Source organism: Stieleria mannarensis (assembly GCF_014154935.1).
In the GTDB taxonomy this organism is placed as follows: domain Bacteria; phylum Planctomycetota; class Planctomycetia; order Pirellulales; family Pirellulaceae; genus Stieleria; species Stieleria mannarensis.
Genome location: NZ_JACEHH010000039.1, coordinates 50,759 through 64,261, shown reverse-complemented (window position 1 = coordinate 64,261; position 13,503 = coordinate 50,759). Strand labels below are relative to the sequence as shown.

The following is a 13,503-nucleotide window of genomic DNA, read 5'->3' as shown; positions in this document are numbered from 1 at the left end:
CGGTGACCGACAATTTCAATGCTGCACAAGCTCTCGGGTGTCGGGCTTTCGCCGTGTGCCCGGTCGGCCGCTGGAGTCCACCGTGAGCTGACCGAGACGTCGAAACCTTGTACAAAATCTACGTTTGTCCGCCTGATCGCATTATACCCGCTAATCCAGGGGGCAGGTGCGGAAATATGGGGCGAAAACGCGTGGAGTCGGCTTCGCTTGCCGCGGGACGTCGAATGGATAAATGACGGATTCGGTCGTAGCGGACGTCGTCAAGACTTTCGTTTTTCCGGAGCGGTCGAAACTCTTGACGAGTTCCGCTACACGATTGATTCAAACGATCCGCTACGTGCTTTATCGCTGACGGCGAAAATTCACTGCGGGCCCTCTCTGGCGTTTGCTTGCTTCGCGAACGCCGTCTCTCCCAAAGGGAGAGAAAATCCTATCCGGATTGGCTCAGCCGGTGTAATTCGGCCAGCATCGCGTCGACTTGGGGATTCAATTGGGCGAGGTCGTCGACGGTTCCGGCCAGGTTTCCGGCCTTGGCGTTGGTCTCGATTCGCAGCGCCAGTTCACGAACCTTTTCGGCGAAGAACAGTCCGGCGGAACCCTTCAGCGTGTGCGCCGTGCGGGCGACCACCACGGGATCGCCGCCCGGGATACCTTCGTTGAGCACTTGCATCAGGTCGGTGCATTCTTTGATGAACACTTCGGCCAACTGGGCAACGCCGCGTGCGCCGCCGGGGATCCGGCGGGTCACCGCTTGGACATCGATCGTTTGAAAGGCTGCGGCGTTCTGGGCTGACGCGGTGGCGTCGTCATGGATGCCGAGGTCACCTTGGGCGTTGTCGCGATCATCGCGGGCAGGGGCAGGCGTCGCTGCGGAGTCGTTGACAGCAGAAACAGCGGCCGCGCCGTCGGGGGTGGCAGGGACAGGCGATGGCGGAACTGACTCGGAGAACTGGTCGAGCACGGAGGTCTCGGGGGCAAACCGGGCCATCATTTCCTGCAGTCGCCGCTGGTGGATGGGCTTGGTCAGGTATTCGTCCATGCCGCAATTCTTGCAGGCCTCGGCGTCTTTTTTCATCGCCGCGGCGGTCAAGGCGATGATCGGGATGTGCCGACCGGTGACCTGTTCGTGGGCACGGATGGCTTTGGTCGCATCGATGCCATCCATGATGGGCATGTGCATGTCCATCAAGATCATGTCAAACGGTTCGCTTTGGTACCGCGCGACCGCTTCGCGTCCGTCGCTGACGACGACCGGTTGGTGTCCCGACGCGCGGAGCATGCCGACGGCGACGTGTTGATTGGCCAATCCGTCTTCGGCGACCAGCACCCGCATCGGCAAACAGGGTGGCAGATCGTTGCGTGGGTCGATCGCACCGATCTGTTTTCGCTGCATGACCTGCAGGACGGTGTCCAGCAGTTCCGACTGCACGGCGGGTTTGGTCAGGTACCTTGCGATGCCGACGTCTTGGCATCGTTGCAGGGCATCGCCGTCGGAGGCCGACGACAACATGATCAGTTTCATTTGCTCGTCGGAGTACTGTTGGCGGAGTTGCGAGGCGAGTTCGAAACCGTCCATGCCGGGCATCATGCAGTCCAGGACCGCCAATTGAAACGGTTGCCCCTGCTCGGCAGCCTGGGCCGCCGCACGCAACGCGCTCGGCCCGCCATCGGCCAGCGTCGGGGTCAATTGCCAATTGGAAAAAATCTCTTGCAGGATGCGCAGGTTGGTCGCGTTGTCGTCGACGACCAGGACGGGCAACTGAGCCAGACTGTCCAGGTCGCCGTCATGGGGAACCGATTGATCCGCGGCCAACGGGAAGTACCCGGTGAAGTGAAACGTCGTGCCTTCTCCCGGAACGCTTTCCAGTTGCAACTCCCCGCGCATCAAATGGACCAACTCCTTCGAAATGGCCAGTCCCAATCCGGTGCCGCCGAAGCGACGCGTGGTTGATTCATCGGCCTGGGTGAACGGGTCCAGAATCGACGCCTGCTGTTCCTTGGCGATTCCGATTCCGGTGTCGGTGACGCTGAATCGCAGCGGCAAGTGGTCCGGCGGCACGTCCTCGCGCCGCTCGCCGGCACAGACTTCGACCAGCACCTCGCCCTGGTCGGTAAACTTGATGGCGTTGCCGATCAGATTGATCATCACTTGACGCAGCCGTCCCGGGTCACCGATCCAGCGATCTGGCAGATCGGGCGCGACGCGGCAGGCCAGTTCGATCGGCTTTTTGGCCGCCCGGATCGACAGCGATTGACTGGTCCGCTGGATCAGATCACGCAGCGAGAAGGGGATCGATTCCAGTTGCAGTTTTCGTGATTCGATCTTGGAGAAATCCAGGATCTCGTTCAGCAACAACAACAGCGACTCGGCCGAATCACGGACCAGGTTGATGTAATCGAGTTGTTCGTTGTTGAGTTTGGTTTGGGCCAACAATTCGGACATGCCGATGATGGCGTTCATCGGAGTGCGAATCTCGTGACTCATGTTGGCCAGGAATTCGCTCTTGGCGCGGTTTGCCGAATCGGCCTCGTCGCGGGCTTTGCGGAGTGCCTCTTCGTACTTGATCAGTTCGGTGATGTCACGCGAGATCCCGAAGGTGCCGATCACTTTGTCGCCGTCTTGGATCAACGGCATTTTGGTGGACATGCACCAGGTGTCGTCGTGGTCGGGCCAGGTTTCGCGTTCGACCAAGTCGACGACCGCTTGACGCGTCTGCATGATCCGCAGTTCGTCTTCGCGGGCCGCGGCGGCGTGTGTTTCGGTAAAGATGTCGGCGTCGGTTTTTCCGATCGCCTCGGCCGAACTGGCCAGGCCGAACTTTTTCGCCATCGCTTCGCTGATCCGAACGAATCGACTGTCCGGGTCTTTGAAATAGATGCTGTCGGGGATGTTTTCCAGCAGCGTCGACAGCAGATAGCGTTCGTACTTGAGCTTGCTTTCGGCCTGATGCCGATCGGTCACATCCCAGAAGATCAGCTGGATGCCGATGACGCGTTGGTGGGCATCCAGCACGGGGCTCTTGATGCGTTCGATCCAGCGCCGCTGGCCGAACTTGTTGACCGACTCTTCGACGCTGTGCAGCGATTCGCCGGTGCGAATGACATGTTGGTCATCCTTGGAGTAGGCGCGGGCGATGTCGATCGGAAACAGATCTTCGTCGCGTTTGCCGAGCACCTCGTCAAGCGTGCAGCCGCGTGTCTTGAGATACGTTTCGTTGGCAAACAGTCGTCGACCGTCGGTGTCCTTGATCAACAGACTCAGCGGAAGCGTGTTGACCAGCGACTCATAGGCGGCCAGCGAGTGATTGGGGGCCAGGGAGTCCATGACGTCACTTCCGGAATCATCGATCGTCGAATCGTCGGGACCTCTGCCGTGCATGTTTGCCATCGTTTCGGTTTTACGCCGTTAACAGCACTTCTTGATCATCGTGACCTCGTTGCCGGTGTCGTTGAACCGCAGTTCGTCGGCAAAGCTTTTCATCAGCACCAGGCCCTTGCCCGATTCGGCGGCAAACAGGTTCGCGTCGACTTTGTCGGGCACTTTGGAGGTGTCGAATCCGTTGCCTTCGTCGCGGATCACGATCTTGATTTCTTGTTTGCTGGCGGTCGCTTCGACGAACACCTGGCGATCCTTGTAAGGCGACTCTAGCTTTCGCCGCTCGATCAAATCTGACGTCGCGTCGTCATAAATGATCGCATGATGGGCCGGCGTCACCGACGGCCCCAGTTGCAAGTTGCCGCGGTACATGGCGTTGACCAAGGCGTGTTCGATCGCCACCCCCAACCGGTTCATCTCCGCACCGCTGATCAGGTCCATCCCCGAGACGACTTGCATCAGCAACCCGACCAGCGGCGAGATCAATTCGCTGTCGTTGGGCAACTGGAATTCAAAGACGTTCTTGGTCAGCTTGGAGATCAATTTGGCAAAGCTGGCGTCGGTCCGGATGACCCCCAACACGTCGATGATCGTATCGTTGAGCAACGACTGTAAGTGATTCTTGGGGACGTAGCCGGCCGCACCCTTCTGCAACGCTTCGGCGGCCAGGTCTTCCGAGCCCCGCGCGGTGACCAGGATGGCGGGGATGTGTGGGTAGTCGGTCCGCATCACCTCGACCAATTCCAAACCATTGACTTCCGGCATTTCCAGGTCCGTCACGACGATGTCCAGCGATTCTCGTGCCAGGACGTCCAAGGCCAATTGTCCGTTGGCCGCATGACGCACCTCATGACTGCCTTCCTCCAGCAGCATCCGCATTTCAACCGCCTGAGTCGGACTGTCTTCAACCAGTAATACCTTCGCCATGATGCCAGAATTCCGAATGGTGTGAGCTTGAACAGTGGTTCAGCGACGGAACCACCCCCCATCCTACACGTTTTTTCGGATCGTCGTCCGAAAGGACCCACATTCTGGAGGTACTTTGAGAAGTTCCGCGTTACGGAGAGTTTTCGGATCCTGCGGTGCAATCCGGCTGCCCCGTCTAAACCGCCGAATGTCTTGCTTTGGACCCGCTAAATCCGGTTTAATTCCCTCCGTTGACCCCGTCAGGATCTCCCCCCATCTTTCGATAGGCTAGGGAGACAACGGCTTGCTGGTCGACTACACTAACCGTGCGTTTTTGATTGATCGCCGCCGGAACACGTCGGTCGGCCGTCATGAACGTCCCGCCAAACACCTACCCAGTGCCCACCACCAAGGCCGTTTGAACCGTCGCCAGACGGATTCAGGCATGTGAATTGCCCCGCAATTCGATGTGACCGCGCCGCACGCCGATCGCCACCAGCCCGACCCGTTTTGCACGAAAACGCGGGCTTCGGCGGCCACCGGCTGGACCGCACATGCGGCGTTCCGCACACCCACCTTCCCACCCCTCCAAGCCCACCTACGACGCCATGTCCAAATTCATCGAACCCCGGCCATTTTCGGCCGATCCAGCGTTTCGATTCGACAACGATCTCGACGTCGCCGCTGCGACCCCAGGGAGCAGCCAACCGAGGGGGGATCGCAACACCGTGAGTCGTCAGGTCCAGGCTCGTGGCAAAGGCCGGCGAAGCGGGGCGAGGGCGGGACGCGAAAACCCGAACTCTCGTCGCCGCGGCGTCGTTCAGTTTTTTCCGCTGCTGGCCGCGTTGGTCGCCGTTCCCGTGCTCGGTTTCTCACTCTCGGCATTCTTCTTCGGCGGCGGCGGCCAAGTCGACGAGGGAGTCCTGCTGCACACCGTCGGTCGCGAACACGTCCAGGTCACGGTGATCGAGCGGGGAAATCTGCAAAGCCAAACCAATCGCGAAATCCATTGCATGGTCGAAGACGTCCAGCGCGACGGAATCAATGGAACCCCGATCCTGTGGATCATCCCCAACGGTAGCAGCGTCAACGAAGGCGACTTGTTGGTCGAATTGGAGTCGGCGCCGATGCGTGAAGCGCTGGACGAACAGATGCTGGAAACCGAAGACGCGCGTTCGACGCAGATCCAAGCCGAGGCCAATTACAACAACCAGATCGTCCAAAACGAAACCAGCAAAGCCGAAGCCGAGTTGCAGGTCCAATTGGCCAAGCTGGAATTGGAGATGTACACCGACGACGAAAGCGGCACCCACAAACTGGCGGTCGAAGAGATCAAACGTTCCATCGACGAAGTGAACAACCAAATCTTGGAAGCCCAGGCAACGTTGGAACTGCGACGCGATGACCGACGCGGCATCGATTCGCTGTACAAACTCGGTTACGCCAACCGCAACGAATTGCGCAAAAGCGAACTCGCGTTTCTGCAAGCCGAAGGCAAGTATGCCGCCCAGCTCAACAAATTGGAAACCTCGCTCGCAACCCTTCGCAAGAAAGAGAACTACGAGCGAGAAATGGAGTTGCTGCGGTTGCGCGGCAAGCTGCAAACCGCCCAACGCGGACTGGAACAAACGCTTCGAAACAACGAAGCCCGGCTGGCCCAGGTCCAAGCAATCCTGCGGGCACGGACCGAATCGCTGAAGAAGGAAGAAGAGCGTTTGGAACGGTACACCGAACAGCTGGCCGCCTGCAAAATTTTTGCCCCCGAAGCCGGGATGGTCGCGTATGCCTCCAGCCGCAACGACGAGATCCGCGAAGGCATGCCGGTGCGGTTTCGCCAGCACCTGATGTCGCTGCCGGCGCTGGACAAGATGCAGGTTCAGACCGCCGTGCACGAGTCGGACTTGGAGCAAATCCGGATCGGCATGAAGGCCCGGATCACGGTCGACGCGTTCCCGGGCAAGGAATACATCGGGACGGTCCAATCGATCGCTGTGTTGCCCGAACAGAATGGATGGCGGGGCAGTGAAACCAAGGTCTATGCGACCACCGTGACGATCGATGGCACCGTCGATCAACTCAAGCCCGGAATGACCGCCGTGACGGAAATCATGATCGATTCGGTCGAAGACGCGTTGACCGTGCCGATCCAAGCCGTCATCGAACGCGACGAACAGACCTGGGTGCTGATCCGCCAAAACGATCAATTGATCGGCCAGCCGGTCGAAACGGGGCGACAAACCGATTCGGTCGTTCAGATCGTCAGCGGGCTTTCCGATGGCGATCAAGTCGCGCTCAACCCACGGCAATTCGTCGACGACGTGTTAGGTGACGATTCCTGATGTGGTGGGCAACACTCAAGCTGGCGATCCGGAACTTGCTGCTGCACAAAATGCGCAGCTCGCTGACGCTGTTGGGCACCATCTTGGGGGTCGCCTCGGTGATCGCGATGCTGTCGATCGGTGAAGGCAGCAAGCAGGACGCGTTGGATCGGATCCGCGGTTTGGGCGCCAACAATGTGATCATCCGCACCGTCCAGCCCTCCGAAGAATCCGGTGGCGGCGGAGGCGGCAGTAGCACGCAGCCGGCGATGGTCACCACCAGCCGGTACAAGGTCAACGCCTACGGGCTGACCTACAGCGATCTGCGTGCCCTGAATGAATTGCCGACCGGAAAGAGCGTCGTTCCGGTGATGATGAAACGGCATGAAGTGTCGCATCACCGCAACCGCATCCCCCAGGCGCGTATCCTGGCCACGACGCCCCAACTGCGCGACGTCCGCAACATCACGGTCGCCCGGGGACGGTTTCTGCAGTCCGGAGATCTCGAAGCGATGTCTAACGTTGCCGTGTTGGCCGATGGTGCCGCAACGGCGCTGTTCGGATTCAAAGACCCGCTCGGCCAACCGATCCTGGTCGGCGGGACCGCGTTCCGAGTGGTCGGAGTGTTGGAGGAACGCGACAGCGGGGTCGCCCGCGCCGGGCAAGCCGAAGGCAGCGATGCCAACCAAGACATCTTTATTCCGTTGGACACCGGCCGTGCGCGGTTCGGTTTTCTCGCCCGCGAAGGATCCGCCGGTAGCCGCGAATACGATCGCGTCGAATTGACCGAAATCACACTGGCCGTGGCCAGCGCCGATGGCGGCCAGGACGCGTCGGGACGCGTCGTGCCGACGGCCAACATGGTTCGCAGTTTGCTGGAAAAGAGTCACGCATCGAAGTCGGATTACCAGGTCTTGGTGCCGCTGGAGTTGATGGCCCAGGCGGAGCACGAGAAACGGATTTGGAATTTGGTGCTCGGCGCGATCGCGGGGATTTCACTGCTGGTTGGCGGGATCGGCATCATGAATATCATGCTGGCGACGGTGACCGAGCGGACACGTGAGATCGGAATTCGCCGCGCGATCGGGGCCAAGAAACGCGACATCATCCGTCAGTTTCTGTTGGAGACGACGGTGCTGTCGGCGATGGGCGGAGTCTTGGGGATCGTGCTGGGCGTGGCCATCCCGATCATCGTGACCGTGTTTGCCGGGATGAACACCGCCACCAGCATCTCCTCGATCGGCCTGGCCTTCGGAATTTCCGTCGGCATCGGAATCGTCTTCGGCGTCTACCCGGCCTACAAAGCCGCCTCGATGAACCCCATCGAAGCCCTGCGTAAGGCATAAAGCAGGACAGGCTTCCAGTTTGCCAGTCATCCCTGGCTCGACCCCTGCCGGCAAACGCTCGACGCAGCTACCAAGCGAGCCGCGCCCGATTGTCGGGCGTCCGCATACGGCGCGCGGTGTGATCAAGCACAGAGGGCACAGAATGACACAAAGCCGTCAGTCTCACTCATCATTGTGCCCCGTACCATTCTGCCATCGCTCCGCTCCATCGTTTTGCCCCCATCGTTTTGCCCCGCTGCGGCAAGCACCAGACCGGTCTTTGGCGTTGCGAAGGCAGGATCAACCCCCGTCTCCTTTTTAACGAGAGTCGACAGTAAATCGACTCAGGCAGTAGACTGGTGGGGCACCAGTCTACTCCACAGTCAGGTCTGCGCTTATGATCCTCGGCATCGACCCGACCGTCGACTTTGTTTTCAAATTGCTTTTGGGGAGCCCCGAGCACCCAGTGATCACGTTGCACTTTCTCAATGCGATTTTGGGGGAGGAAATTGAGATCGTCGATGTCGAGATTCTCAATCCGATCCTGGGCAAAGAAGACGATCTCGATCAAATCAGTGAAGGCGATGACTACACGCAGCTGCGACCGGCAATCAGTATCTGTGTTCTCGACGCATTGTTGTTCCGTCAATCCCAGCAAATCCATAGCGATTCGAAGCTTGGTGTCACTTTTTCCGCCGGGCGGAAACAATGACGTCCGAAGAAATCAAACAGCGATTCAACTCTCCCGCCTTCAGCGAAGCCGCCGAGGTCCTCGAAATGATCCAACGAACACCGCATCAACGTAGCCAATACGAACTTCGTCTCAAAGCTCAGCGAGACGAGAAGGCGAGGATGCAGTTCGCCGTCGAGCAGGCAGCGAAAGAAGGTGAAGCACGAGGTGAAGCACGAGGCGAAGCACGAGGTGAAGCACGAGGTGAAGCACGAGGCAAGCTGCTCGGTCAGATCGAAACACTTAAAGGTTTACTGAATGAGCCATCGACATCCCTGGCGGATTTGAGCATCGATGAGTTGGCCACGATCGCTGATGGCCTCCAGCGTCAACTCCGCAAGCGTGGTGTCTAGCCAGCGGCTGTGTCGCGCTCGCACTGCTCGTCGTGCAGATGCTTCCCGAAGATGCCTACGCCAGCTTCTGAAATTTCCTGCACGCAGTTCATCTCCGTCCCATGACAACCGGCGTCTTGATCTCACGGGGGCTTTTCAAAACGCCACCGCCGCACGACTCCCAAGCAATGGCGCCTGTGCGTTCAACGATATCGGTCTTTTCGAAAAAGAAAGACCGATTCGATCAGACAAGACCGGTCACATGGGAGTCGTGGGGCTGATGACCAATGCGTGGGCCCAACGAGATCAAAACGCAGCCACGGGTTGGTCGCGGATGACCTTCGGCCAGAACATCTCAGAAGCTGGCGTTAGCCTCCGCTGGCCATCCGGCCGATCAGGTCCGCTGCAAATAGGAGCATTCGTTGCGATCATCACATGCTCGCGCCGAGCAAACGCCGGGCCGAACACTATTACCCCCGTCCCCTTTTTACCGAGTGAGTATGGTTTGGCCTTTTAGCCACTGGCGAAAATCGCGAATCGGAGACAAAGTCGGTGCGCGGCAGCTGGATTCATCACCGGACCCTCTGGTTTCGTTTGGCTACAAGACGGTTTGGTGGGCAGTGCGTTCCACGACGCCGGTGGATGTCGCCGAGTTCATCGGTCTTTCGCACCCTCAAGACTGCAACTGGTCTTCCGGTGTTTCTTTTGCGTACGACGGTGGGCTGTTCGTGACTCCGTCGGTCGATGGATGGGTCTTGATCTGCGGCCGCGATCTTCCTCCGTTTTCCGAATCCGCTTTGGCTCAGGTTGAGACTCGCTTGTCACTTTTTAGTGAGCGATTTGCCGAAGCGCAAGTCTTCGCCACTCACCGCGTCGTGGAATACCACGTTTGGGCACGGGCTCGCGACGGTGTCATGACGCGTGGATTTGGTTATGTCGGTGAATCCGGCGTCACGCTTTTCGATCAGGGATTTGACGACAAGGAAGCAAGTTTAGGCTTTGAATTCATTGACATGAATGATGTTCCGACCGAAGAGGAGCTTGACGCAGCCGATTGGCCATCGGAGGAAGCTGTGATGGAGGTTGCCCGCGTTTGGTCAATCTGCCCTGTCGACCTTGCTGAAAGAACGAGTCCTGGAGTCGGGTTGGCGGGTAAACATTCGACCTTCTTCGCTGAGACGTAGATTCGCGAAGGCAGAATCAACCCCCGTCCCCTTTGGCCGCGGGCGTCCCCTTTGGCCGCGGGGACGCTGTGAAGCAGCGACCGGAATCGCTTGAAGGCTAGACACCAACACGTATGCCCGTCACGTTCACGCCAGTTCGGCTAGTTGGCCTCGGTGTCTTGGGGGGCGTTGAGGTCTAGTTTGTAGCACAGGGCGATGGCTTGGCGGCTGTAGTCGACCGATTCGCCGAGGATGCGGGCGGCTTCTTGGCGGGCGTGGAAGCCTTTGCTGTTTTCGCTGGCGATGTAATCGAGTCGCCACATCGCTTTGCGTTGCAGTTTGCGGATCGGGGCGAGTTGCTCTTCGCTCGCCCCGGCCGCTTGGACTTCGATGATCGCATCGAACAACTCGGTCACCGCCGCGGCGGCCCGGTCGATCAACGCCCGCGTGCGATCTTGGATCATGTCGACGCGGTCTTTGATTTCCTGCTCGGGGATGTTGTGACAGGTTTGGCAGGCCTTGTTGATGTTTGTCATCGGGCTGCGGACCCAGTGGCTGCTGACCTTTGTCGCGCCTTTCTTTTCATACGGCATGTGGCAATCGCTGCAACTGACGCCGGAGCGTGCGTGGATCCCCTGGCTCCAAAGTTCAAATTCGGGGTGCTGGGCCTTGTAGACCTTGGTGCCGGTTTCCTTGTGCACGTAGTCGTAGAATTCGCCACCGTCGGGGAAGGTCGTTGCGTCCCATTCGGCTTCCAGATCCTCCATCTTCAGTCCGTTGCCCCAGGGGAACGTCAACGTCATCTTGTTGGCGCAGTAGTACTCGACGTGGCACTGTCCGCAGACGAAGGTCCGCATTTCTTGGCGGGTGGCCATCGTGTTGGGATCGTAGTCGCCTTGGGCGCCACTTTCGCGCCACTGGACGATGCTGGGCAGGTGCGGCACGGGATCGTCGCTCTTGGCCAACTTGTCGATTCCCAAGATGAATCCCGGGCGGGTGACACGGATCTGCATCGTGTCCGGGTCGTGGCAATCGACACAGGAGACCGGGTGGGCGCCGCCCATGTGGGGATCGCCGGTCGCGACGTCGATGCCGTCGGCGGTTTTCTCCAGTTCGGCGTGGACTTCTTCGTAGTTCTTTTGGCTGACCGCTTTGAATCCCGCCATCACGGCGTCCAGGTGGAAGTCACCGCTGAGCGCGGCCGGCGAGGCGTCTTGACCCATCTGTTCGAGCCCGATGCGGCGATAGGTGGGGATGATCGAGGCGTGGCAGTGCAGGCAGGCACCGGATTGTTGGACATCGGTGACCCGTTTGGTGACCTCTTGGTCGGCCAGCATGTGGGCGTGACCGCGCGCTTCGCGGTAATCGATGCTGAACGCGTATCCGGCGAACAGTCGCTTCAACCAGGGATGTTCCTCGAGCTTGCTGGGCGGCAGGGCGTGGTTGCCGCCGAAGTCCGTGTAGTCATCGTTGACGGTCTTGAGGTAGTCTTCGTATTGCTGCGGAAAGTTCAGCCCCCAGGGTTTGGGATCGCTGCTGATTTCCGTCACCTCGACCACCTTGGTAAACGGCGCGCGGGCTTCCTGTTTGTGTTCAAAAATCGTGACCAGCAAGATCAGCACGCCGATGGTGGTCAGCGTGGCGAGGAGGGTCAAAACCGCGATCCATCCGGAACTGCGTTTCGTCTCTGAAGACATGGCGAGGCGTTTTAAAAGAGAAGGGTCGAGAGGTGAACGGGGTACGAGAGGTGGTGGCTAGCGTCCGGCATGGCCGACGTCGGCGTGGCAATGGACGCAATTCAGCATGTCGGCGTCTTCGGTGGCCGGCATCAGGGCGTGCACAAAATCTTTATGGCAATCCACGCAGGTGCTTTGCGTCACCCGACGGTTGCGGGGTTTGATTTGGATCGGGTCGTTGAAGTTGCCCAGCGTGAAGGCGAGCGAATGGAAAAATCCGTTGTCCGCCTTGACCACCCATTTGCCGATCGCATCATGCGGCAGATGGCAATCGTTGCACACCGCGACGTGGTGGTGGCTGCTCTGTTGCCATGAATCCAAGTGGTCCTGCATCACGTGGCAGTTGACGCAGGCTTCGGGCTTGTTGCTCAGATAGCTGCCCCCTTTGCCGTAGCCGAACGTGAAGGTGCCAACGCCGGCCAGGACACCGAGCATCAATGCCAGAACGACCACGCTTTTGGTGTGACGCCGTTTCGGCCCGGCAGCGCTCGTTTCGTCAGCGCTGTCTGCGCGACGCCCCGCTTCCGATGGAGTTTCGCTGGGCATTTCCTTCGTCATAGATCCGTTCCGACCGTTTACGCTTCCCGTGCGGGGGCTTGCTGATTTGCGTCGGCGCACCGCTGATCGGCCTGCCAAGCGATTGGGGGTTGCTGATTCTACCCGTTCGGATTTCGCACGTCACCTCCTGGAGCGAATCTCCAGCGATTCACTAAAAAAACATCAAGTGAATAGCGAAGCGCGGTAGGAAGCCATGCCTCGGTGTGTCAGTCCGGATAGAATCACGAAAGCGGTGCCGTCCAGCTCGCATCGAAGATGAATGATCACTGATAATGCACCCATGAAGAGGATATTGAAACGCTTGCTAGGTCCGGTCTTGATTGTCTTGGTGGGCTACGGCTGTTTGGTGACGATGGCGTTTTGCTTTCAAAGGTCACTGATCTTTCATCCGTCGCATTCCAGTGTGATGACACCGTTGCAGCCGTGGCTGCATGACGGCAGCGTGATCGGGTACTGTCGCCTCACCGAGACGCCCGATTGTGTCTGGTTGATGACTCACGGTAATGCCGGCCAGGCCGCGCACCGCTGGTACGTGCTCGATTGCATGTCAAAGCAGGACTCGGTGTTCGTGCTGGAGTACCCCGGCTATGGAGATCGCAAGGGGCGTCCGAGTCGGGAGACGATGAATGAAGCGGCTCGGCAGGCGTATCGTTACTTGCGCGCGACCCATCCTGGCACGCCTGTCTGTGTGGTGGGCGAATCGATCGGCAGCGGCCCGGCGTGTGTTCTGGCGCAAGAAACGGTCGCTCCGGAAAAGATCGTGCTGGTCGTGCCCTTCAACCGGTTGGCGGACGTCGCGGCGCACCATTTTCCGTTCTTGCCTGTCCGGCCGCTGCTGTTGGACAACTGGGACAACGGAGCGGCGCTTGAGGGCTACGGCGGACAGGTCGAGGTGTACGGCGCGGCGTTGGACGAGATCATTCCGGTTGGACACGCCCGGGCGCTGGTGGAGCGGTTTCCCAACGCGAGGTTGGTTGAGATTCCGGTCGGGCACAATGATTGGGCCGACTCGGGGCGGGTGCGCATCGCCTTGTAGAAGGCGTCCCGCATTGGGAAGCG

General features: G+C 59.4%; 10 protein-coding genes. 6 read left to right on the top strand and 4 right to left on the bottom strand.

Annotated elements, in window-relative coordinates; all coding sequences use genetic code 11:
- Positions 1 to 430: 430 nt before the first annotated feature.
- Positions 431 to 3,379: a hybrid sensor histidine kinase/response regulator gene (locus H1B37_RS23400; protein WP_182869351.1), complete on the bottom strand. Its 2,949-nt coding sequence runs from the start codon at positions 3,377 to 3,379 to the stop codon at positions 431 to 433.
- 27 nt (positions 3,380 to 3,406) lie between these two features.
- Positions 3,407 to 4,303, bottom strand: a complete 897-nt coding sequence (locus H1B37_RS23395; protein WP_182869348.1) for an ATP-binding response regulator — start codon at positions 4,301 to 4,303, stop codon at positions 3,407 to 3,409.
- Between the two features lie 707 nt (positions 4,304 to 5,010).
- Here H1B37_RS23395 and H1B37_RS23390 point away from each other — a divergent pair.
- The 5 genes from H1B37_RS23390 to H1B37_RS23370 all read left to right on the top strand — a co-directional run bounded on the left by H1B37_RS23390 (position 5,011) and on the right by H1B37_RS23370 (position 10,171).
- Positions 5,011 to 6,621 carry an efflux RND transporter periplasmic adaptor subunit gene (locus H1B37_RS23390; RefSeq protein ID WP_182869345.1) on the top strand — a complete coding sequence of 537 codons (1,611 nt, stop codon included), beginning with the start codon at positions 5,011 to 5,013 and terminating at the stop codon, positions 6,619 to 6,621.
- Positions 6,621 to 7,946, top strand: a complete 1,326-nt coding sequence (locus H1B37_RS23385; RefSeq protein WP_182869342.1) for an ABC transporter permease — start codon at positions 6,621 to 6,623, stop codon at positions 7,944 to 7,946. Before H1B37_RS23390 ends, H1B37_RS23385 begins: the two co-directional genes overlap by 1 nt.
- A 376-nt stretch (positions 7,947 to 8,322) precedes the next feature.
- Positions 8,323 to 8,637, top strand: a complete 315-nt coding sequence (locus H1B37_RS23380) for a PD-(D/E)XK nuclease family transposase (protein ID WP_182869340.1) — start codon at positions 8,323 to 8,325, stop codon at positions 8,635 to 8,637.
- A complete protein-coding gene (locus H1B37_RS23375) occupies positions 8,634 to 9,008 on the top strand; it encodes a hypothetical protein (RefSeq protein ID WP_182869381.1) in 375 nt (124 codons plus the stop codon). Before H1B37_RS23380 ends, H1B37_RS23375 begins: the two co-directional genes overlap by 4 nt.
- A 599-nt stretch (positions 9,009 to 9,607) precedes the next feature.
- Positions 9,608 to 10,171, top strand: a complete 564-nt coding sequence (locus H1B37_RS23370; RefSeq protein ID WP_182869337.1) for a hypothetical protein — start codon at positions 9,608 to 9,610, stop codon at positions 10,169 to 10,171.
- Positions 10,172 to 10,311: 140 nt separating this feature from the next.
- Here the strand turns inward: H1B37_RS23370 and H1B37_RS23365 are convergent, their stop codons facing one another.
- Both H1B37_RS23365 and nrfH read right to left on the bottom strand, forming a co-directional pair.
- On the bottom strand, positions 10,312 to 11,847 hold the full coding sequence (locus H1B37_RS23365) for an ammonia-forming cytochrome c nitrite reductase subunit c552 (protein ID WP_182869335.1): 1,536 nt from the start codon (positions 11,845 to 11,847) through the stop codon (positions 10,312 to 10,314).
- Between the two features lie 57 nt (positions 11,848 to 11,904).
- On the bottom strand, positions 11,905 to 12,432 hold the full coding sequence (nrfH, locus tag H1B37_RS23360) for a cytochrome c nitrite reductase small subunit (protein ID WP_182869333.1): 528 nt from the start codon (positions 12,430 to 12,432) through the stop codon (positions 11,905 to 11,907).
- A 304-nt stretch (positions 12,433 to 12,736) separates the two neighbouring features.
- On the opposite strand from nrfH, the gene H1B37_RS23355 reads away from it, so the two are divergent.
- Positions 12,737 to 13,480 (top strand): alpha/beta hydrolase, encoded by a 744-nt coding sequence (locus H1B37_RS23355; protein ID WP_220498336.1) that lies wholly within the window; start codon positions 12,737 to 12,739, stop codon positions 13,478 to 13,480.
- Positions 13,481 to 13,503: the final 23 nt, after the last annotated feature.

Excerpts from the sequence above, each read along its gene's own strand:
- H1B37_RS23385 (WP_182869342.1), top strand. The coding sequence starts at position 6,621 with ATGTGGTGGGCAACACTCAAGCTGGCGATCCGGAACTTGCTGCTGCAC.
- H1B37_RS23395 (WP_182869348.1), bottom strand. The coding sequence starts at position 4,303 with ATGGCGAAGGTATTACTGGTTGAAGACAGTCCGACTCAGGCGGTTGAA.
- H1B37_RS23365 (WP_182869335.1), bottom strand. The coding sequence starts at position 11,847 with ATGTCTTCAGAGACGAAACGCAGTTCCGGATGGATCGCGGTTTTGACC.
- H1B37_RS23400 (WP_182869351.1), bottom strand. The coding sequence starts at position 3,379 with ATGCACGGCAGAGGTCCCGACGATTCGACGATCGATGATTCCGGAAGT.
- nrfH (WP_182869333.1), bottom strand. The coding sequence starts at position 12,432 with ATGCCCAGCGAAACTCCATCGGAAGCGGGGCGTCGCGCAGACAGCGCT.
- H1B37_RS23380 (WP_182869340.1), top strand. The coding sequence starts at position 8,323 with ATGATCCTCGGCATCGACCCGACCGTCGACTTTGTTTTCAAATTGCTT.
- H1B37_RS23375 (WP_182869381.1), top strand. The coding sequence starts at position 8,634 with ATGACGTCCGAAGAAATCAAACAGCGATTCAACTCTCCCGCCTTCAGC.